Origin of the sequence: Kordiimonas sp. (genome assembly GCF_048264555.1) — a bacterium.
Lineage (GTDB): Bacteria > Pseudomonadota > Alphaproteobacteria > Sphingomonadales > Kordiimonadaceae > Kordiimonas.
This window is the reverse complement of sequence record NZ_JBLXCX010000003.1, coordinates 87,165-106,490: the sequence shown is the minus strand read 5'-3', so window position 1 is coordinate 106,490 and position 19,326 is coordinate 87,165. Positions and strand designations below refer to the sequence as shown.

General features: G+C 55.0%; 21 protein-coding genes. 15 read left to right on the top strand and 6 right to left on the bottom strand.

Annotated elements, in window-relative coordinates; genetic code table 11:
• The first annotated feature begins 94 nt into the window (after positions 1 to 94).
• The 4 genes from ACN0XZ_RS10270 to dgcA all read left to right on the top strand — a co-directional run bounded on the left by ACN0XZ_RS10270 (position 95) and on the right by dgcA (position 4,661).
• Positions 95 to 1,582 carry a tryptophan halogenase family protein gene (locus ACN0XZ_RS10270; RefSeq protein WP_417457664.1) on the top strand — a complete coding sequence of 496 codons (1,488 nt, stop codon included), beginning with the start codon at positions 95 to 97 and terminating at the stop codon, positions 1,580 to 1,582.
• Positions 1,583 to 1,665: 83 nt separating this feature from the next.
• Positions 1,666 to 2,559 carry a LysR family transcriptional regulator gene (locus tag ACN0XZ_RS10265; protein WP_417457663.1) on the top strand — a complete coding sequence of 298 codons (894 nt, stop codon included), beginning with the start codon at positions 1,666 to 1,668 and terminating at the stop codon, positions 2,557 to 2,559.
• Positions 2,560 to 2,670: 111 nt separating this feature from the next.
• Positions 2,671 to 3,681 carry an N-acetyltransferase DgcN gene (gene dgcN / locus ACN0XZ_RS10260; RefSeq protein WP_417457662.1) on the top strand — a complete coding sequence of 337 codons (1,011 nt, stop codon included), beginning with the start codon at positions 2,671 to 2,673 and terminating at the stop codon, positions 3,679 to 3,681.
• On the top strand, positions 3,678 to 4,661 hold the full coding sequence (dgcA, locus tag ACN0XZ_RS10255; protein WP_417457661.1) for an N-acetyl-D-Glu racemase DgcA: 984 nt from the start codon (positions 3,678 to 3,680) through the stop codon (positions 4,659 to 4,661). Before dgcN ends, dgcA begins: the two co-directional genes overlap by 4 nt.
• 142 nt (positions 4,662 to 4,803) lie before the next feature.
• On the opposite strand, the gene ACN0XZ_RS10250 is transcribed toward dgcA, so the two are convergent.
• Genes ACN0XZ_RS10250 through ACN0XZ_RS10240 form a run of 3 tightly spaced genes read right to left on the bottom strand, consistent with a single transcriptional unit; the run spans position 4,804 to position 6,144 of the window.
• Positions 4,804 to 5,130: an antibiotic biosynthesis monooxygenase gene (locus ACN0XZ_RS10250; protein ID WP_417457660.1), complete on the bottom strand. Its 327-nt coding sequence runs from the start codon at positions 5,128 to 5,130 to the stop codon at positions 4,804 to 4,806.
• A gap of 11 nt (positions 5,131 to 5,141) precedes the next feature.
• Positions 5,142 to 5,441: an AzlD family protein gene (locus ACN0XZ_RS10245; RefSeq protein ID WP_417457659.1), complete on the bottom strand. Its 300-nt coding sequence runs from the start codon at positions 5,439 to 5,441 to the stop codon at positions 5,142 to 5,144.
• Complete coding sequence (locus ACN0XZ_RS10240) at positions 5,428 to 6,144, bottom strand: AzlC family ABC transporter permease (protein ID WP_417457658.1); 717 nt, start codon at positions 6,142 to 6,144, stop codon at positions 5,428 to 5,430. Before ACN0XZ_RS10240 ends, ACN0XZ_RS10245 begins: the two co-directional genes overlap by 14 nt.
• A gap of 28 nt (positions 6,145 to 6,172) precedes the next feature.
• Here ACN0XZ_RS10240 and ACN0XZ_RS10235 point away from each other — a divergent pair, with 28 nt between their 5' ends.
• The gene (locus ACN0XZ_RS10235) at positions 6,173 to 7,210 is read left to right on the top strand and encodes a helix-turn-helix domain-containing protein (protein WP_417457657.1); all 1,038 of its coding nucleotides are present in this window, start codon (positions 6,173 to 6,175) and stop codon (positions 7,208 to 7,210) included.
• Between the two features lie 98 nt (positions 7,211 to 7,308).
• Positions 7,309 to 7,701 carry a response regulator gene (locus ACN0XZ_RS10230; RefSeq protein ID WP_417457656.1) on the top strand — a complete coding sequence of 131 codons (393 nt, stop codon included), beginning with the start codon at positions 7,309 to 7,311 and terminating at the stop codon, positions 7,699 to 7,701.
• 55 nt (positions 7,702 to 7,756) lie between these two features.
• Here the strand turns inward: ACN0XZ_RS10230 and ACN0XZ_RS10225 are convergent, their stop codons facing one another.
• Entirely contained in the window at positions 7,757 to 9,325 is a 1,569-nt protein-coding gene (locus tag ACN0XZ_RS10225; protein ID WP_417457655.1) for a hypothetical protein, read from the bottom strand.
• Between the two features lie 402 nt (positions 9,326 to 9,727).
• Here ACN0XZ_RS10225 and ACN0XZ_RS10220 point away from each other — a divergent pair, with 402 nt between their 5' ends.
• The 9 genes from ACN0XZ_RS10220 (at position 9,728) to ACN0XZ_RS10180 (ending at position 17,575) form a co-directional block, all read left to right on the top strand.
• Positions 9,728 to 11,266 carry a PAS domain S-box protein gene (locus tag ACN0XZ_RS10220; protein WP_417457654.1) on the top strand — a complete coding sequence of 513 codons (1,539 nt, stop codon included), beginning with the start codon at positions 9,728 to 9,730 and terminating at the stop codon, positions 11,264 to 11,266.
• A gap of 176 nt (positions 11,267 to 11,442) precedes the next feature.
• Complete coding sequence (locus ACN0XZ_RS10215; protein WP_417457653.1) at positions 11,443 to 12,336, top strand: Dps family protein; 894 nt, start codon at positions 11,443 to 11,445, stop codon at positions 12,334 to 12,336.
• 51 nt (positions 12,337 to 12,387) lie between these two features.
• Complete coding sequence (locus ACN0XZ_RS10210; RefSeq protein WP_417457652.1) at positions 12,388 to 12,549, top strand: hypothetical protein; 162 nt, start codon at positions 12,388 to 12,390, stop codon at positions 12,547 to 12,549.
• 168 nt (positions 12,550 to 12,717) lie between these two features.
• A complete protein-coding gene (locus ACN0XZ_RS10205; protein ID WP_417457651.1) occupies positions 12,718 to 14,736 on the top strand; it encodes an ATP-binding protein in 2,019 nt (672 codons plus the stop codon).
• Positions 14,733 to 15,110: a response regulator gene (locus ACN0XZ_RS10200; protein ID WP_417457650.1), complete on the top strand. Its 378-nt coding sequence runs from the start codon at positions 14,733 to 14,735 to the stop codon at positions 15,108 to 15,110. Before ACN0XZ_RS10205 ends, ACN0XZ_RS10200 begins: the two co-directional genes overlap by 4 nt.
• Before the next feature lie 141 nt (positions 15,111 to 15,251).
• Positions 15,252 to 15,563 (top strand): hypothetical protein, encoded by a 312-nt coding sequence (locus ACN0XZ_RS10195; protein WP_417457649.1) that lies wholly within the window; start codon positions 15,252 to 15,254, stop codon positions 15,561 to 15,563.
• A gap of 9 nt (positions 15,564 to 15,572) precedes the next feature.
• Positions 15,573 to 16,040: a hypothetical protein gene (locus ACN0XZ_RS10190; protein WP_417457648.1), complete on the top strand. Its 468-nt coding sequence runs from the start codon at positions 15,573 to 15,575 to the stop codon at positions 16,038 to 16,040.
• A gap of 479 nt (positions 16,041 to 16,519) precedes the next feature.
• Entirely contained in the window at positions 16,520 to 16,651 is a 132-nt protein-coding gene (locus tag ACN0XZ_RS10185; RefSeq protein WP_417457647.1) for an entericidin A/B family lipoprotein, read from the top strand.
• 45 nt (positions 16,652 to 16,696) lie between these two features.
• On the top strand, positions 16,697 to 17,575 hold the full coding sequence (locus tag ACN0XZ_RS10180) for a hypothetical protein (RefSeq protein ID WP_417457646.1): 879 nt from the start codon (positions 16,697 to 16,699) through the stop codon (positions 17,573 to 17,575).
• 70 nt (positions 17,576 to 17,645) lie between these two features.
• On the opposite strand, the gene ACN0XZ_RS10175 is transcribed toward ACN0XZ_RS10180, so the two are convergent.
• Together ACN0XZ_RS10175 and ACN0XZ_RS10170 are read right to left on the bottom strand one after the other, a co-directional pair.
• Positions 17,646 to 18,353, bottom strand: coding sequence for a DUF502 domain-containing protein (locus ACN0XZ_RS10175; RefSeq protein ID WP_417457645.1), 708 nt, complete (start codon positions 18,351 to 18,353; stop codon positions 17,646 to 17,648).
• A 128-nt stretch (positions 18,354 to 18,481) separates the two neighbouring features.
• Positions 18,482 to 19,192: a TVP38/TMEM64 family protein gene (locus ACN0XZ_RS10170; protein WP_417457644.1), complete on the bottom strand. Its 711-nt coding sequence runs from the start codon at positions 19,190 to 19,192 to the stop codon at positions 18,482 to 18,484.
• Positions 19,193 to 19,326: the final 134 nt, after the last annotated feature.

The window sequence follows — 19,326 nt, the reverse complement described above, 5'->3', positions numbered from 1 at the left end:
TTGAACCCCCAATCCCCGCCGGTATAGTCATCGGCGGGGATTTTTATTGAACAATACCTGAAGGGCAGAGATGCATCAGTCGGCTGGAGCGAGTGTGAAGAAAGTTGTGATCGCAGGCGGCGGTACAGCCGGATGGATGGCGGCGGCTTTTCTTGCCACCCGGCTTGGCCGCAACCTTGAGATCACCCTCATCGAATCCGAGCAAATCGGCACTGTTGGGGTGGGCGAAGCCACTATCCCGCCGATCCAGCTTTTTAACAAAGCGGTCGGGATCAAGGAAAATGATTTCCTGAAGCACACCAAGGGCACCTTCAAGCTGGGTATTCAGTTCCAGAACTGGGGCCGTGTTGGTGACAGTTACATGCATGCTTTTGGCTCCACCGGCCATAACCTTGGTATGACCCCGTTTCACCATTATTACCTTCGCGCCCGGCAGGAGGGCATGGAAGAAAACCTGTGGGATTATTCCTTCAATGACCTTGCGGCCAATGCCGGGAAGTTTGCGCCCATAGACAAGATCGAAGGGTCACCGCTCGCGGGGCTCGTGCACGCCTATCATTTTGATGCAGGGCTTTATGCGCGTTACCTACGCACCTTGGCGGAAGGGCGCGGTGTTCGGCGCGTGGAGGGCAAGATCGCAAGTGTGGCGCAGGATAATGAGACCGGGTTTCTCCGGTCACTCACCCTCGAAGACGGTACGACTATAGAGGGCGATTTCTTCGTTGATTGCACCGGCTTTCGGAGCCTCCTCTTGGGGGACAAGCTTGGTGTCGATTTCGAGGATTTCGCACACATGCTACCGTGTGATCGTGCTATTGCTGTGCAAAGTGAGAATGTCGCACCGCTGCGGCCTTATACACAGTCCATCGCGCACGCGGCGGGGTGGCAGTGGCGGATACCCCTTCAGCACCGAACCGGCAATGGGCATGTGTTCTCGAGTGCCTATATGAGCGAGGATGAGGCGACATCGATCCTTCTGGGTAATCTTGAAGGCAAGCCTGTTACTGAGCCGCGCACCATCAAGTTCCGCACCGGGCGACGGCAGGTTTTCTGGGAAAAGAACTGCCTCGCGGTTGGTCTCTCAAGCGGGTTTCTCGAGCCACTTGAAAGCACCAGCATCCACCTCATCCAGTCCGCCATCGTGCGGCTGGCAAAAATGTTCCCGACCCGCGGTGTGAGTGAGGCTGTGGTGCGGGAACATAACAGGCAGGCCATTGCTGAGTTTGACTATATTACCGATTTTATCGTGCTGCATTATCACTTGAACCAGCGCGGGGATAGTGAGTTCTGGCGCTACTGCGCCGCGATGGAAGTGCCGGAAAGGCTCAAGCGCAAGATAGACCTCTTCAAGGAGGATGGTTTTCTTCTTAGGGAAGATGACGAGCTGTTCACTGAAGGTTCCTGGCTTCATGTATTGCTTGGTCAAAACGCTGTTCCCAAGGGATATGGTGCGCTGGCGGACGATATCAGCTCCAAGGAGTTGACGGACTTCATGACCAACCTGCGCACCATCATGAACGGTGCTGTTAAGCGCCTGCCCACGCACGAGGCCTATATCTCAAGGTTCTGTGCTTCCTCGTAGTTTAGGGCTTGCGGGTTTGACAAAGCTGAGCGGAAAGTGTCGTAATGGCGCGTCATTTTTGAAGTAGAATAGAGCCAGCCTTCATGCGCCTTCGTCAGATAGAAATTTTCCACGCGGTTTATAGCTGTGGTTCGGTCACCATGGCGGCCGAATATCTGAATGTCTCGCAGCCTTCCGTCAGCAAGGTGTTGCGAAACGCGGAAGATACGCTTGGATATAAGCTTTTTGATCGCATCAAGGGCAAGATGGTGCCAACCGCTGAGGCTCACGCGCTGTTTGAGGATGTAAAAGGCATCTACGACCAGCTTGGGGCCCTGCAAAACCGGGCCAATAACCTCAAGCTCGGCCGCTCTGGTCATGTGCGTATCGCTGTGATGCCAGCACTCGGGCTCGATGTTCTGCCGCGCGCTATTGCGGGTTTCAGGCAGAAACACCCGGATGTGACCTTTGATGTAAGCACCGCGCATTTCAGCGAAATATTGTCTTCCATCCGTGAGCAGAACTGCGATATCGCCATCGCGTTCAACCCACCGGCGCTGGCGGGGATAGCGAGGCACCCGGTGGGGCGTGGCGAGTTTGTGTGTGTGCATCAGGCGGGGGATGTGCCGATACGCGAGGGGCGGGTGAGCCTCGCCGCGCTTAACGAGCGCGAGGTGGTGGGCATCAGGTCAAGCGGCCCGCTCTCCCAACTGCTTGCGGCCCATCTGCAAAACAGCCAGGTACAGCTTCAGTCGGTGGTGTCGGTACAGACCTATTATATCGCCAAGAACCTTGTGGGGTTTGGGTGTGGGATTGCGCTCGTAGATCATCTGACCGCCTTGGCCGGTAGCGAACCGGCGCTTGAACGCACGCCACTTGAGCCTGCCATTCCTTATGAGGTGGTAGCGCTGTCGGATGAGGGCAGGCCGCTGTCGCGGGTGTGTGCAAACTTCCTCAGGCACTTCAGGGAAGTTTACGCCGAGGTTGGCACGCTCTAAGCTATAACCTCAGGTTATGAATTGGGTAAGTCACAGAATTTCAACTGACGGCATGGCCAGACTATAGTTCTCTAAATCGCTGAAATCGCGAGATTATGAGAGGGCTAGACAATGATCAAAACGCCATATCTATTATTCCTTGGTGAAGCGCAGGACCCGATAGCGGTGAAAACCGCGCGCGGCGTGGCCCAGTGGCGGCCATCGCTTTGCCTTGCGGAACATAGCCTTGAAGGTTGCACCATCAGCCTCGGCTTGCCCGCAATGACGCCGCGTGAAGCCAAGGCCGCAGGCGCACAGTCATACGTGCTGGGCCTCGCAAACGCGGGCGGTGTGATCACAGATAAATGGGTTGAAGCGATTGTTGAGGCGATTGAGGCGGGGCTTGATATTGTAAGCGGGCTTCACCGTAGGCTTTCAAGTGTTGAGCGCATTCGGGATGCGGCAGCGCAGCACGGTGTGGCGCTCGTTGACCTGCGCTTCACAGACAAACCCCTGCCCGTTGGAAACGGTGCCAAACGCGCTGGCCTGCGCCTCCTGACCGTGGGCACAGACTGCTCAGTCGGCAAGATGTACACGACCCTCGCGCTTGAAGAAGCGATGCGGGTGCGCGGCATGAACGCGGACTTCCGTGCAACCGGCCAAACCGGCATTTTGATAGCGGGCGAGGGGCTGCCGATTGACGCGGTGGTGTCTGATTTTATCTCGGGCGCCGTTGAACAACTGACCCCTGCGAACAGCCCGGACCACTGGGACCTGATCGAAGGCCAGGGTTCGCTTTTCCACCCATCATATGCGGGCGTGAGCCTCGGCCTTCTGCACGGTGCGCAGGCTGATGCCCTTGTGCTGTGCCATGAACCCAACCGCCCTCATATGCGCAGCTTGCCGCATTATAAGTTGCCAACAATGGCGGAAACGCTGGCGTTGAACCTTGAGACGGCCCGCCGCACCAACCCGGATGTGAAGCTCGTGGGTATCTCGCTCAACACCTCGTCGCTGGATTTGGAAGCCGCGCAAAAACTTTGCGCAGACACGGCGAAGGATTTTGGTGTACCGTGCGTGGACCCGCTGCGCATGGGTGTGGAAGAAATTGTAACAGTGTTAGAAGGTTTTACCTGTCCATGAGTAGACGTGTTGAATTCCACGCTGAAACCTGGCCCCTCAAAGAACCCTTTCAAATCTCTCGAGGTGTGAAAACTGAAGTGACCGTTACGGTCGCGGAGGTGAGCGAGGGGGTGCATAAAGGCCGTGGTGAATCAGTGCCTTACGCCCATTATGGCGAGAATGCCGAAGCGGTGATCAGCGCGATGAAAAGCGTGCAGAAAAACCTTGAGCTGGGCTGCAGCCGCGCGGACCTTCTGGGCCTTCTGCCTGCGGGCGCCGCACGGAACGCGCTTGATTGCGCCTTGTGGGACCTTGAAGCCAAGATGGCAGGCCGCACAGCTTTCGATATCTCCGGCGCCGCCGCCGCGCGGGAGCCGAACACAGCGCTGACAATCGGGATCGATACAGCGGAGCGGATGGCCGCAAAAGCCGTGCAGCTGCGCGATTGCAAGCTTCTCAAGGTGAAGATAGACCGTGAGCAAGTTGTTGAAAAAATTAGGAAAATACGGGAGGCAGCACCATCACCCCGTATGATTGTTGACCCCAATGAAAGCTGGGATATTGAGCTCCTTGAGCAGGTGCATAAAGACCTCGCCGCTCTTGGTGTTGATATGCTGGAGCAACCGCTACCTGCCGGAAAAGATGAAGCATTACAAGGCTTTGCGTCTGCCGTGCCGCTTTGTGCCGATGAAAGCTGCCATACCCGTGCTGACCTGCCGCGCCTGAAAGGACGCTATGATATCATCAACATCAAACTTGATAAAACCGGCGGGCTAACGGAAGCGTTGGCGCTGAAAAACCAAGCGGAATCAATGGGTTTCAGGATCATGATCGGGTGCATGATCGGCACCTCACTCTCCATGGCGCCAGCCCTTTTGCTGGCCGAGGGCGCCGAGTTTCTGGACCTTGATGGCCCCGTGTGGATGGAGCGCGACAGGGACGGCGGCCTCAACATCGATTTTGGCGCCATCAGCCCGCCATCCGCAGAATTCTGGGGATAATCAGCCCTTTTGGGGGTGTGGCGTCAGTGTGGCGGAATCCAGGTCATAACCGGGTATTGTGTGGCGTAAGTGTGCGCGTTTCTGCGGCGTATGTGTGGCGCGAGTGTGGCGCAAATCCCAGCTATTCTGGCACACCATAACCTCAGGTTATGGCATCACCATAAAACTCGTTTCCAATCACCTCAAAATGCTCGGCCTTCTCTGGTATCTGGAGAAGGAAGTCGCGGTCAAAGTCATAATATTTTGCGGTGTCATAAACCTCGCCCGCGAATTGTTTGATCGCCTCGATATCCGGCCAGAAGGTGAGCATCGTCACCATGGTTGCCGGGCCAAGCTGTCGGTGCAGGCAAAAGGCGCCCCGATTGGAGCTGATGCGTTTATAGTCGGGGATCGCAATCTCCCCCATCAGGCGCACATACTCTTCCGCTTTTTCGTTAGGGACATATCCTGTCCATAGTCTCGCTATCATGGCTCGGCCTTTCAAAATGTTCTAAGCGTGGTGGTGATGAGAACCCCGGTGCAAAGCGACAGAAGCGCGCGTTTGCTGATGATCATCACCAAACAGGCAGTGGCAACACCAACCAGCCGCGTGATGTCGCCGCTTGCCAGCGCAGGCGCCACAAGCGCCGCCAGCATGGAAGACGACAGATGCTTGAGCAAACGCTCGAGCCGCTTGGGGTTTTTGATGCGGGCCGCGAACCATGCACCGATGGCGCGGGTGAAATAGGTCACGGTCGCCATGATGAATATCGCGAGCCATGTGGCGCTAGTGCTCATCATCACACCATGCTCCGATCATCGCGCCAACGGCGGCACCTATAAGGATGGCCCAGTGCAGGGCGATCACCGCTGCGAGCAGGGCGGAAACCAAAGCTGACGACGCGAGCGCGGGCATCTCCGCCCGGCCTTTGGTGAGCCCGATCAGCGCACAGGCAAAAAAACCTGGCATCACAACATCAATGCCATAAGGGTGAAGGGAGCCAATCGCCTGCCCGAAAGAAACCCCAACGGCTGTGCCAATAAACCAGGCCACCCAAAGCGCAATGCCGCCCCCGGCCAGATGGGCCACGTCCATATCCCCCTTGCGGATAGCGCTTTGGCTCGCCGCCCAGTTCGCGTCACTAAGTACGGAAAGCGCAAGATATTTAACCGGTGCACCAAGGTGCGCCAGATACTGCCGTAGCGTCAGCGCCAGCACGATATGGCGCGCGTTTAGGGCAAGGGTAATGAGCGCGATGGCGATATAGGGCATCGGCTCGCCCCACAGCTCAAGCACCGCATATTGGGCGGAGCCCGCAAACACAAATGCGCTCATGCCAAGGGCGGCACTTGCCGGCAGGTCATGTTCAAGCGCCGTGGCCCCAAAACCAATACCAAAGGCAATCACCGCTGGTACCGCCGCCATATTGGCTTTCATCCCCCGTCTCAGCCCGGCTTTGGTGAAGGGCGCATGGTTGCCCGATATGTTTTCTGCGTGATCCATAGCCGGAATATCAGGGCAGGCGGGTTGATTGAAAAGTGGCATTAATGCCATTATATGGGAAGATAGTGCCAACAAGGATTATGGGATGCAAAACACCGGTTTAAAGTCGCCTGAACGAACCCGCCCACACCATATTGCGGTGCTGGCCTATCAGGGGCTTTGCCTTTTTGAGTTTGCGACCGTGATGGAGGTGTTGGGCAACCGGCCCGATGCTAGCGCTACAGCTTGGTACCACTTAGATGTCTGCTCGCTTGAAGGCGCACAGGTGCGGGCAACGGGCGGCGCACTAGTTGAAGCCACGGGCGGGCGCGAAGCATTGCTGTCGGCGGATAGCATCATCGTCCCCGGCTGGCGGCTCGGCCCTGTACCACAAGAGATTACCAGCGCCCTTCTTGAGGCGCACGCAGGCGGCACCCGCATTGCGTCGGTTTGTACAGGCGCGTTTGTGCTGGCAGCGGCTGGGCTGTTGGATGGGCGGCGCGCCACCACACACTGGAAATATGCGGGCACACTCGCGGATGCTGCGCCTGCTGCCACCATTGAACCCGGCGTACTTTATATTGATGAAGGTAATGTGGTAACCTCTGCCGGTTCTGTCGCTGGCATAGATATGCTGCTGCACCTGATGCGCCGTGACCACGGTGTTGAGGCCAGCAACAAGGTGGCCCGCATGATGGTGGCGCCGCCCCAGCGGGAAGGCGGGCAGGCACAGTTTATCGAGCATACGCGGCCCTTAAAGGCTGCTCCTGCAATTGGTGCCGTGCTGGATGCCATCAGGAGAGACCCGGCGGGCGAACATTCCGTGAGCGAGATGGCCCTTAAGGCACATATGAGTACCCGCACCTTCTTTCGGCGCTTCAAGGCTGCAACCGGGCACACACCGCTTGAATGGATACTGCTAGAGCGCCTGCGGCTCGCAAAAGACATGCTGGAGTATACGGATCTCACCATTGACCGTATCGCGTTCGAAGCGGGCTTTGGCGCAGGCGATACCTTCCGGCATCATTTCCGGCGTATCGTGGGGGCGAGCCCCATAGCCTACAGGCGTAGCTTTCAGACAGTATAGCACATCAGGAGTGTCGAGATTTTCCTCAATGTTAAGAAATGGGCAATCAGTGAGTGTTATAGATTGAGGAACAACCATGTGTTTGAAGGAACCTCAGTATGGCATATAAACTCGCAAACATTTTAGTACTGGATGATGATACCGCGGTCAGGGAGGGTGTGGCCAAGGTTCTGGGCAAGGCGGGTTATACGGTGCACAAGGGGGCAAACGGCCGGGAGGGGCTGTCTATTCTGGAGAACATCGAGTGTGACCTCGTCATAACCGACATTATTATGCCGGAGATGGAAGGCATAGAGACCATCACTCACATAAGAGAGCGTTTTCCTGCATTGAAGATCATTGCGATGTCGGGCGGCGGGCGTCTAGGAAACACGGATTTCCTGAAAATTGCGAAAGATATCGGGGCCGCGGCTACGATTTCCAAGCCTGCGACCGTCAGGCAATTATTGACAACGGTCGAAGACAACCTGCCTCCGTTTGCCAAAATGTAATCCGGAACATATCCGCGAGGCCGTTAGCCCCCGCTGTGGGCGCCCGCAAACTTGTTTACGCAACAGTGCGAAACTGGCTGGTGTAAAGGTCCGACAGGGTGAGTTTCTTCGCAACTGGTTTTGGTGGGCTTTTCACGATACTGCCGTCCATATAAGTCACTCCGGCGCCGATGGCACCCGATACCAAGCTCATTGAATTCACACCGCTCAGGAAAATCTTGATCTGTGTCAGGTCTGCCATTTTGCAGAGGTTTTCCAGTTCTCCAAAGATGCTGACCTCCCGTAGTTTAAGCTCGGCAACATCGTGGCCAACTGCATATACACCGGCCTGTTTAAGGTCGTTCAGGTAGCGATACCGGGGTGGAAGCCGGAGCGAGATCGCGCCGCATTGATTTTTTAGAAACCCTACAGCCTCGGAAATCCGGGAAGACCAGGTGTTGGCGTCAATGTTGATGATCTCCAGTTGTAGCCTCGGGCGCAGGGTCTCGGGCAAGCTGTTCAGGGTTTGCACGACTATTGACCTGTTGCGGGCTGATGAGACCGAGGAGAATTTTATCGGGGCGATCAGCGTGATTGGTTCACCTTCTGTGGCGGTGGCGACAACATCTCTGATTACCTGCCGCAATACCGCGCAATCCATTTGAAAATGAGCATTTTCCAGATTGTGGCCGGAAAATAGCCGTTCCACCGAAAATGGTTTGCTAACATCCTTATAGGATATCTTGCAGCGGAACCGGGAAATTTTCTCCTCAGGAATATCCCATACCGAGCTATAGATGAACTTCACCTGACTAAGTGGATCAAGACGGTCCGCCGCTTTTTGCTTTTCCTCGAAATAGGCGTCTGGATCGATCACCAGTTCCTGATTGGTGTTTTGCTCGGCCTCATGCTGGTCGTTCGTGGTGACCTCAATCGTCTCCTTATATTTTTCAGCCTGATTTTTCAGCTTCGCAATTGCTTGTGAATAGGTTTCCGTGATCTTGAGTATATTGGCCAGTTCGCTCGCGCCGTCGGATGTGCCGGTGAAGGACGTGCCGGTAGATACCAATTGACGGCAGGCATCCTGGGTTTCCTGCAGGGCGGGGGAAAGCTTGTTCAGGATATTGATGAAATCGTTGATGTCTGCGTCGTCGGTAACGCCAGCCAGCATCTTTTTTGTGTACGCTATGGTTTTCTTGGCGTCAGACAGAACGGTGGTTGCCGGAAGCATGTCATTGGCCTCAAGCTCCATTCTGGCGCGGGAGTAGGTTTCACGCCAATCGGAATTGTCGAGCGAAGCAAAGACCTCGGCGAGAGTCATTTCCGGATTTTGACTGCTGGTCAGGGGCGCTGCCGTTGACTGGATTTCAAATCCTTCAAGAAGGGCATCCGTGCCAAATACCTTTTCAATGACTTCGTGCGATATGGTTTTCAGGCGTTGGCTGGTTTCCTGTTTGTCGGCATTGGCAAAAACAATGACATAGTTGAGTTCCGAGCGTCTCATCACCTCGTCACCCTTTTGCAGGTGGCGATCAATGATCGTCTCGATGTTCATCTGGATCACTTTGCTCAGGCGATCCCAGCGGTCACCCACTTTTTCTTTAATTTTTGCGATATTGAGAACATGCAGATTGCTCGCTACCACAACATCCTGTCGTGACGCGATCGCTTGCAGCCGCTTCTCAAAGTCGGCCAGTTCGTCATGTCTTTTTTTGGATCCGGTATTCTTCTGACGGCGCTTTGGCCGGTCTGTGTTGTGGCCGGGCTGTTTGGGGGAAATTCCAAAAATGGATTGAAGAAAAGATTGATTCTTCGTTCCTGTCTTGGCGTTGTTTTGCATTACTTTTCCACGTACATAATAAAAAGCACAAACAATATAAATAAATTATAATATTGTTTACTTTATTATTTGTGCATCCGGTGCCTCAACCCCATTTGGTTTCTCAATATTCGTTTCCAGTATAAATTAATACAATCACGATTAAGAAATCGTGAACGTATTTGTACTATTTATAGAGAGGGGCGAGATGAAGGAGTTCGTAACCGGATGCTGGCAACCGATCAATTATCCAACACGCTACTCGATGGTTCTGCGTATCAACACGACCTATTGTTCGCCATTGCCGACAATGCGGCAGACGGGATCGTTGTTGCGGATGAGTGTGGAAAAATCCTGCTTGCCAATAAGGCCGCCTGCGTGATGTTCGGATATTTTCCAACCGAGCTTGTGGGGAAAGATATAAAAACGGTCTTGCCTGCGGGTTTTGGGGCCGAGGCACAGGGCGCTATTCGCAGGTATTCCTCCGTTAGTATGCGTCAGGCCACAAGTGGTTCGTTGGTGGAACATAGCGGATTGGCACGGGACGGACAGGAGGTACCCCTGGAGCTTAGTATAGGGGCTGTCACGATGGAGGAGGGCCGCACCATCTATATCGCCAATATGCGCGATATTACCGAGCGTAAACTGGCGATGGATAAAGTTAGACGCCAGGCACAAATTATCGACCAGATAAAGGACGGGATTCTCGTCACTGGGATCGACCGCCGGGTAAGAAAGTGCAACGCCCTTTTGTGTGAAATCCTCGAAATGCCCAAAGCTGACGTTATTGGTAAAGATATCTATGAATTGGTGGAGTATGACCTTGGCGGAGACCTTACGCGGGAAGACCTGAGGGCCGAGGTGGTGGAGCACGGTGTATGGAACGGCCAGATAAGAATTGTTAACGCGGCGGGCAATGCACGATGGCTTGATGTTTCTGTCACGCCTCAGCGCACCGATGGCCATGAGATTGATGGTTTTATCTCCGTATGGCGCGATATCACCAGCCGTTATGAGGAAGAAGTGGCTGCGGCCCGCTGCGAGCGTATCGAGTCCTTAGGGCGGGTCGCTGGAGGCGTGGCGCATGATATCAATAACCTTCTGTTCCCTCTGTTCCTGAGCCTGGACAGTGCACTGGAAGATCTCAAGTCAGTAGAGAAAACAGAGTTTCTGGAAGAACTTGAAGAGAATGTCTCGGATGCGCTGTCGGTTGGTATGAACATCAAGGAAGTGGTGCAGAACATCATGGTGTTCTCCCACGACAGTTCCACTGAAGTAACGGAATGCGATACCGACGCCTTGTTTAAGGAAATGTGGCGCATCGCCAAGCTTTGTGTGCCGTCGTCTGTTAACGTACGAACGGACTTCACCAGCGAGAGTGGCAGGATTTGTTTGTCTGGCACCGCGCTGAGCCAGGTGGTGGTAAATCTTGTATCGAACGCAGTTGATGCGGTTGACGCTGCGAAAGGGGAAATTACGGTTAGCACAAGGATCGTCCGCGGGCAGGATATAGCTAAGCCTAGATTGTTTGATATCCGACCTGAACGTTATGTGGCGCTCTACGTCGAAGACAATGGCACCGGTATAGACGAGTTTCTATTGGATAAGATTTTTGAACCCTTCTTCACCACCAAAGGGGTTGGCGAAGGGTCTGGTATCGGGATGTCGCAAGTCAGTCAGATCGTGCAGGGACTGGATGGCGCGATAGATGTAGAAAGCGAGGTTGGCAAGGGAACCCGGTTTTCAGTGTATCTCCCCTTGATCTAAAGCCCTGATCCAGCCACGAACCAGAGAGGCTGGCCTCGACAAGAGCGGCTGCCTGAGCACCACGCACAAAGAAAATTGTGCGTGCCCGTCTTTATGCGATTTTTATCTGGGCTCTAGCCCTCCCTATCGAAAACTCATGTCTGATTGTTGATCATCTTCTCATTAGGAGACGAATGATGACAGCAACACACACACCGTATGGCAGGAGTTCAGATTTTGATGCTTTTGCTGTCAGCCTTCATCAAACCCTCAATCGTCATCATGACGCGCTTGAGGAGGAGGGCCTTGGCAGTGATGCACGCCAGCTTTCGCGCTGGATCGAGCGGGTCTATGCCGGCTCGGTAACCGCGCTTGAAGCGCTTGAGCTTCATGGCCCTCAAAACCTCGTGCATCTGCGTGACCAGATCATGCATGCGCTCGAGGAGCAAAACCACATCGCGGAAGAAAGCCCCGTGCCTGCTGCGACGCAGGACGACAAGCAGCATGACTATGCAGCCGCCCTTCGCGATGTATCCGACGCGATTGATCAACTGATCAAAGCAACAGAACCCGAAACAACAGGAGACGACGATATGAAGCTCGTAACGCCTATTAAAGACGGCCAGTCAATGGATACCGGTATCGGTGAAGACAGCCGGGCAAAAGTGGCGGAGGCGCTTGGCGGGATGTTGGCGTCCACATATTCGCTTTATGTGAAGTCGCTCTTTTACCACTGGAACGTAACGGGCCCGCGCTTTCATAGCCTGCATAAGCTCTTTGAAGAGCATTATCAGGACTTGCACGAAGCGGGCGATGAGATCGCCGAACGTATCCGGGCGCTGGGGCATTTCACGCCCGGCACGCTCAAGTCATTTGGGGCGCTGTCTGCCGTTGATGACGATGAGAAGCTGCCTTCAAGCGCGGAAGACATGCTGAAGAACCTGAAGGCAGCCCATGCTGTATGCGCGGCTGAGGCCCGCAAGGTGCTGAATGTTGCTGAAGAAGCAGGTGACGAAGTAACCGTCGATCTGATGGTTGGCCGGATGCGCTTCCACGATGAAGCGGGCTGGATGCTGGGGGCTTCGCTTTAAGGCGGGCCACCCCACAGGTTACATAGGTTTTCAAAAATAACGGAGAATGTTATGTCTAGGAATATGAAGATTTTGCTGGGTGTTGTGCTTGCGGCCATTGTTGTGATGGTAGCTGTAGACCGTGAGCCGGACCTTGGTGATCAAATTGAAGAAGCGGCTAATGATGCAGGCCGTGCAATTGAGGACGGCGCGGAGGAACTTGAGGGGCAATAAATCCTCACGCGTGGTTGCCAGGGGTTTACCCTGGATGATGAAACGGGCCCATGGCCCGTTTTTTTTATGCGCCGGGGGCGCCCGATTTTGGCCAAGGTTATGTTCCTAATGGAATATTTATCTGGCGAAATCTAGGCTTTAGGGGAGGATAAGAAAATCGAGGTCGCCATGTCACTGGACGTTCTAGTCTGTATCGATGGTCATCCGCGTAGCCATTTGCTTCTGGATGCGGCGCTCAGGAAGCTGCCTGCGTCGGGCGCTGAATGGCGCCTGCTTTATCTTGAGCGCCCCGATGAAGACGTGGGCAACGCCATGCGGCAGGAGCGCATCATGCGGCTTCTGCGCCGGGCTGAGGCGGCGGGTGCAACCATCGTAAACCTTGAGGCGGGTAAAAGCTCTTACGCCATCCTCGACTATATCCAGGCCTGTTTTTCCGCTGACGAACATATCGAACATATTTTCATCGGCCAGTATACACGCTCTGGCCTTGCTGCAACCCTGACCCGCAGCACCGCCGACAAGGTAGCGCGCCGCTTTGGCCGCAAGGCGCAGGTTACCATCGTGCCGCTTGACGGTGTGATGTCGAAACCGAGCCTTATGTCGCGCCTGCATACAGGCTCTTTCACGTGGGAGCATTTTATTGCACCCTTCGCCGCCGTGGGGCTTGCCTATCTGGCGGCGGAAGGTGTGCGGTCTCTGATGCCGATGATCATGCACCGCATCAACACCCACAATATTGCACTTATTTTCCTGCTGGCGTGTGTGATCGTGTCGCTCAGGTACGGCTTGCTGCCTGCGCTTGTGTCCTCGGTGCTGAGTTTTCTGGTGATCAACTATTATTACACGGTGCCGATTGAGCAGTTCAACATGGGCACGATCACCGATGTGATCAACGTATCGATCTATATGTTTGCGGCGATTGTGGTGTCTGTGATGGGGGGGCATGTACGCGCGAGTGTGGACAGCGCCCGTATGAAAGAAAGACGCAGCCGTGCGCTTTATGACATTCACCAGATGACATCGGGCGCCGATAGCGCGCATCAGGTGTTGGAGATTCTCGACCGTGAGGTGCACAAGCTTTTTGGCATGGATGTGGGTTTCTTTCTGCCCACAACAGAAAAAGGGGCGGATATCACGGTGTCGTCGGTTGCGGGGGCTGAGGATGTTAGCTTTTTTGCCTACCCAAGCGATGCCGAGCTGAATGAGCGGGACAAGCTCGCGCTCAAAAAATGTTGGGAACAGGGGCAGACGGCGGGTTTCGGTTCGCTTCTCGGGATCGGCTCAAGCTGGCGCTTTGAGGTGATGAGCACCGGCAATAAAAAATATGGCGTGTTTGGGGTGAAAATTCCGATAAGGGCCCGGCTTGACGCGGCCTTTGGCCAGCTTCTGACCGCGCTGACCGACCATGTGGCGGCGACGCTTGAGCGTGTGGAGCTGATGAACGACATGTCTGACAGCCGCTTCCGCGAAGAGCGGGAGAAGCTCCGCTCCATGCTGCTCTCAAGCGTGTCGCATGACCTTAAAACCCCGCTGGCGTCTATCATCGGCAGTATCAGTGTGCTCAGGAGTTTGCGCGCCTCCGGTCGTATTTCGGAAGAGCAGGCGGATACGCTTACGGAAACCGCGCTTGATGAAGCGCAGCGCTTAGACAGCTTCATCACCAATATCCTTTCCATGACCCGGATTGAGAGCGGCGAAATTGAGTTTGCCCGCAACCCGCATGACCCGATGGAGCCAGTGGGTACGGTTCTGAAGGCCCTCAAGTCCCGCCTGAAGGACCGTGAGGTGACGGTCGACAATCGGGCTGAAGGTGTGCGGGTTGAGATGGATGCGATGATGACCACACAAGTGCTGCAGAACATTGTGGATAACGCGGCCAAATATTCGCCGGAGGGCGCGCCCATTACTATAACACTCAAACAAACAAGTACGGGCTTTTGTTATCAGGTGAGGGATGCGGGCGCGGGCATACCGGAAGAGATGCTCACGAAGGTTTTCGATAAATACGAACGGTTGAACAAAAGCGATAGCCAGGTGGCGGGCACCGGCCTAGGCCTCGCGATCGCAAAATCGGTCATGAAAGCACAAGGAGGTGACGTGACAGCAGGGAACCACAAGGACGGCGGCGCCGTCTTTACGCTCAGCTTTCCTGTCAGCCAGACGCTGATAGCGGAGGCAGCACAATGACAGCGCTTGAAAACACCAAGGTACTGGTGATTGATGACACCGCATCAATCCGCACCTTTCTCAAAATCTCCATGATGGATCACGGGGTGGATTTTTATGAAGCCGCGTCGGCGGAAGAGGGTATGACCCTTTGCGAGAGCGAAAGCCCCGAGGTTGTGATCCTTGATCTCGGCCTGCCGGACCGTGACGGGCTTGATATCCTGCCGGAGATTGTCGCAAGTGCTAAGGGCGACGAGCCCAAGGTCGTGGTGCTCACGGTGCGCAGCGACAGAGAGACCCGCGAGACGGCATATGACCGCGGTGCCAGCGCCTATCTGACCAAACCTTTCATCATGGATGACCTCATCGAGACGATTGAGCACATCCTCCATTAGCCTCTTTATCGCATTTTTATAAATCGCCCATAGGGCTCGCATTGTTCCCTAAGTCGATCATCGCCACTCTTAAGGTGTCAGCGCGACGGAGCCACTTATGAGGCTTATCGCGCCTAAATTTGAAACACATAGGAGACGACGATGGCTACTGCTCAGCAGGAAATTAAGACCCTCAAGAAAGATCTGGCACAGATCAAAGAGATGCTTGCTGCCACTGCGAACGGGCATGCTCCTAACGGTCTTGGCGAGAGCTCGCGCTTCGATATTGATGCGATCAAGGAGCGGGCGCGTGAGGCCGGTGTGAAGGCCCGTGAGTATCTGAGCGAAAAACAGGACCAGGCGAAGGTGGCCCGCGACAAGGCGGAGAAAACCATCCAGAAGCGTCCGTTTGCCTCAACCGCAGCGGCCTTTGCTGGCGGCGCGATTGTGGCGGCGCTCCTGAGCCGGAAATAAGCACCCGCAATGTGGGACACAGCTTTAAAGCTGATCGCCGAGCAGGCCTTGAACTCGAGGCCTGCTCTTGAGCGGCCCATCACCCACGCCAAATATGGCGCCTTGGGTGCCATTGCGGCGGGACTCAGCATCGCGGCGGGTTCGGGGCTTTTGGTGACGGCGTTATATGTATGGCTCATTGGCGCCGGGGTGCCCCAGCATATTGTGCTTCTGCTCTCTGGTCTGGTGCTGTTGCTCAATGCCGTGTTTGTCTGGTGGTTGTGCCGCCGCATGACGGTGCGGGAGCTTGAGGCTCAGGCGCGCGAACGTGCGCAGGAAGAAGCAGCACACGCGCCTGCGGATATGGCCTCGCTTCTCGCCGTGCTGGCGCAGGAAGTTGCGCACGGTTTTGCGGAAGGTCTGGCAAGCGGACGTGAGAAAAGCGCGCGTGAGAGCCGTGAGCCTTCGGACTATGCCCCACCGGGGCAGCAAGATTAATACCTACCGGACACGTGCCTACGCACGTATACCGGCGGTGCCTCGGGGCCGTTTCCTCGGGTTTCCTCGCTTCCCCGGGGCACCTTTTTTCTTCGGATTTTCGATTGGCGACGATCGCCGTGCGGTGGTTTTTATATCTTCCTTATATGGCTGGCATGCGGCCCAATCGAAAACTTGCAGGCGAGGGCGTATTTATGAGTTTGGGCGGTCACTATGTGTGCCCCCAAAGGAAGTGGTCCGGGCATGGTCATACCTCCCCCAGGCTAGCAGGTTCGGGCCGCTTCCTTCCTCAACTTCTATCCATCTAAGCCCAGATAATATCTGGGCTTTTTTTTGGCCTATCAGCGCCGATGGGCAGAATGTGGCAGCCTGCCACATTTTCTTTATCACAAATTTACCAAGGCCCAGCCTGCCGCCAATCGAACCCTGACGCGAGGTCCCATAGTATCAGACCATCACATAAGACATTGGAGGCAAAAATGGCCAAGTTCACAACTGCACTTTTTCTGATCGCCGCGCTTTTCACTGTAAGCGCATGTAACACGATGCACGGCATCGGCCGCGACGTAGAGTCCGCTGGTGATGCGGTTGCGGATGCTGCCAAAGACTAAGAGCTTTGGTTTTACCTTCACCAATGACTGCGGAGGAGACTTGATATGAAAACGACAAGCTTATTGATTGCAACGGCCCTGTCGGCCTCATTTGCTTTGGCTCCCGTATATGCCGAGGCTGCAAAACCGCCGACCGAGCCCATGACAGTTTCCAAGCTGGACGCCAAAAAGGCGGCAGCGTTTGAAGACGACAAGCGTGAGATATTTGAGACGCTGTTTGAGACACACATGAGCCTTGAGCGCGGCGCAAAAGATGAGGCTGAACGCCAGATCAACGAAGCGTTTGCTGACCTTGAAGACGCGAACAGCAAGGGCGCAACCGTTGAGGGTGTGCGCGACCTGCCGGTGACCAAGGTGGTGGAGCTGAAGTTTGGCAACGCCCTTCTGCCGAAGGTGGTTTATGTGCCGGTTGGTGACCATGATCTAGATGTGGAAGATTTTTCTGACGCACTCAAGATCAAGGGTATCGAACGCGGTGATATCGAGGACGCCAAGGTGAAATATGTGCGGCTGAAGATTGATGAAGCCAAACTGATCCATGACCTCAATGAAGCCCGTGAAGAGATCGCCGATGATGATATGAGCGGCGCGCAGGCCCAAATTCATGACGCGCAAACCACCATGATCCATGAGTTTGATGGTGGCCAAAGCGCCGAGGTAATCGCCCGTGACCATCTGGCTCTGACCCGCTTCATGCTGAAGGCGGCCGAGTATGAGGGCGCGCGTGAAGCGCTTGAGGTGGCTGAGGCTGCGTTTATCGACCTGCAGGACAAAGATGTAGATGCGGCTGGTCGTAATGCGCCAGGGATCGAGAAGATCCGTTTGGATATGGATGAGTTGCAGGCGCTTATTTCACGACGTGATCCATCGCTTGCAGACCAGATCGATGCGAAGCTTGAGAAATGGTGGAACTCTGTGGGCTAAGTCCCCCGTACAAATCCACAATATTGAAACCAGATTGAAAAAGGAGCCTTTGGGCTCCTTTTTTTGTGGTCTAGTCCGTGAGTTTGTCGTCTGCTTTCAACGGTTTTGCGCTGGCGGGCGGCTTGTCGTAATTGAAGGTTGCAGGCACATCGGCCCCGCCTGAGATGATGAACGACATGGCTTCATCAAGCTTCCAGTTTGTTGGCACGATATTCTCAACCGGCACAATCTCCAGGTAGCCTGACGTGGGGTTGGGGGTTGTTGGCACATAAACGGCGGCCAGTTCGCGGCCCGTGCGGCTGTCCTTGAAGGTGCGGGTCACAAGCCCCACCGTTTTCATGTCAGCGCTCGGAAATTCAATAAGCACCACACGCTCAACATCGTTTGAGCTGGTCTGCATCGCATCCGCGAGGCGCTTGATGGTTTTATAGATGGTGCGCGCCACCGGAATACGCTGGATTGTGTCGTCCAGAAGCTTGAGGAACTTTTGTCCAAGCCAGCGTGAGGCAAGCCAACCGGCGGCATAGAGCATGCTGAGCATGATAATAACCGCGAGTGAGGTTTGGAACCATGGGTGTTTCACGATCTCATAGGCGAGGCCGCCCGGATCAGCCCAGCCGGTCAGAAGGTTGATAGCCGGCGACGCCATGGTGTGAATAAACTGCAAGATAATGTTGAGAAGCAGCAGCGTAAGCCAGATCGGGATAAGGGTGAAAAGCCCGACCAGAATGTATCGGCGGGCACCGATCAGGAAGGAGGGTTTATCTCCTTGTTGCATCAATTCTCTCCATAATTATAGCAGTGTTGGGCGGGGTGCTTTGGGTGAATGAACCCGAATGCCCCGCGCGCCGAGTATGGCGAAGCACGCGGGGGCTTGAAAGTGTTTTATTGGTCTATCTGAACGGTTTAGACAAAATGGCCGCGACGACGGATAGGAGTGCGCGGGTCAGAAAGCCGTTTACTGAGCCAGTGCCCAAGCGCAAGCAACAGGATAAGCGCAAGCGCGATCAGGCACATCTCAAGGCTGACGATATCACCGGGCGTGCGAATGCTTGCAAGCTCGCCGCCGGCGACCACATAAAAGCCGATCCAGGGCACCACACCAATGAGCGTGGCGGTAAAAAACGTCATGGCTGAAATGCTGGTAACACCCATTAAAAGATTGGTCAGCCCCACAGGCAACCCCGGCATCAGCCTGAGGAGAAGCACGTAAAAGCTGCCTTTCTCCTCAATGGTTTTATCCATAGAGATAGCCTGGCCGGGGAAGCGCCCGCGCACAGCATCATAGAGAATGTAGCGCGACACCGCGAATGCCACCACGGACCCGAGCGCAGCCGCGAGGGACGCAAGCACGGTACCGACGAGCGGGCCAAAAATGGCACCGGCAAGCAGGTTCAAGACAAAAGGGCCGGGGAGATACAGGGCCACAAACAGGAGGTAGAAGCCAATGAACGCAACAGCAAACGCAATAGGGGCGCTATTATATTCCTGCTTCAACGCCTCAATATTCTGCTGGATGAAATCGAGCGAGAGATAATCTCCGCTCACCGCCAATAAAACGACAGCAATCGTTGCCAGTGTTAGTGTGATGGTGGCTTTCAGCCTGAAATTCGTCATGGTCTCCTCGCATGTCTTGATGCATTGAAGGCCAGTATTTCACGCGCGTCGTCAGGGCGAAATTGGGCGTGGGCGTTCACACATCAATATCCCATAAACGGCAGCCATCCTGCATTTGTGAAACCATAGCTTGT

Bases quoted from the DNA above. Each gene is read 5' to 3' on its own strand.
- ACN0XZ_RS10240 (WP_417457658.1), bottom strand. From the start codon at position 6,144: ATGGATCACGCAGAAAACATATCGGGCAACCATGCGCCCTTCACCAAA.
- ACN0XZ_RS10250 (WP_417457660.1), bottom strand. From the start codon at position 5,130: ATGATAGCGAGACTATGGACAGGATATGTCCCTAACGAAAAAGCGGAA.
- ACN0XZ_RS10245 (WP_417457659.1), bottom strand. From the start codon at position 5,441: ATGATGAGCACTAGCGCCACATGGCTCGCGATATTCATCATGGCGACC.
- ACN0XZ_RS10195 (WP_417457649.1), top strand. From the start codon at position 15,252: ATGGCTACTGCTCAGCAGGAAATTAAGACCCTCAAGAAAGATCTGGCA.
- dgcN (WP_417457662.1), top strand. From the start codon at position 2,671: ATGATCAAAACGCCATATCTATTATTCCTTGGTGAAGCGCAGGACCCG.
- dgcA (WP_417457661.1), top strand. From the start codon at position 3,678: ATGAGTAGACGTGTTGAATTCCACGCTGAAACCTGGCCCCTCAAAGAA.
- ACN0XZ_RS10205 (WP_417457651.1), top strand. From the start codon at position 12,718: ATGTCACTGGACGTTCTAGTCTGTATCGATGGTCATCCGCGTAGCCAT.
- ACN0XZ_RS10180 (WP_417457646.1), top strand. From the start codon at position 16,697: ATGAAAACGACAAGCTTATTGATTGCAACGGCCCTGTCGGCCTCATTT.
- ACN0XZ_RS10215 (WP_417457653.1), top strand. From the start codon at position 11,443: ATGACAGCAACACACACACCGTATGGCAGGAGTTCAGATTTTGATGCT.
- ACN0XZ_RS10210 (WP_417457652.1), top strand. From the start codon at position 12,388: ATGTCTAGGAATATGAAGATTTTGCTGGGTGTTGTGCTTGCGGCCATT.
- ACN0XZ_RS10230 (WP_417457656.1), top strand. From the start codon at position 7,309: ATGGCATATAAACTCGCAAACATTTTAGTACTGGATGATGATACCGCG.
- ACN0XZ_RS10175 (WP_417457645.1), bottom strand. From the start codon at position 18,353: ATGCAACAAGGAGATAAACCCTCCTTCCTGATCGGTGCCCGCCGATAC.
- ACN0XZ_RS10220 (WP_417457654.1), top strand. From the start codon at position 9,728: ATGCTGGCAACCGATCAATTATCCAACACGCTACTCGATGGTTCTGCG.
- ACN0XZ_RS10185 (WP_417457647.1), top strand. From the start codon at position 16,520: ATGGCCAAGTTCACAACTGCACTTTTTCTGATCGCCGCGCTTTTCACT.
- ACN0XZ_RS10200 (WP_417457650.1), top strand. From the start codon at position 14,733: ATGACAGCGCTTGAAAACACCAAGGTACTGGTGATTGATGACACCGCA.
- ACN0XZ_RS10265 (WP_417457663.1), top strand. From the start codon at position 1,666: ATGCGCCTTCGTCAGATAGAAATTTTCCACGCGGTTTATAGCTGTGGT.
- ACN0XZ_RS10190 (WP_417457648.1), top strand. From the start codon at position 15,573: ATGTGGGACACAGCTTTAAAGCTGATCGCCGAGCAGGCCTTGAACTCG.
- ACN0XZ_RS10170 (WP_417457644.1), bottom strand. From the start codon at position 19,192: ATGACGAATTTCAGGCTGAAAGCCACCATCACACTAACACTGGCAACG.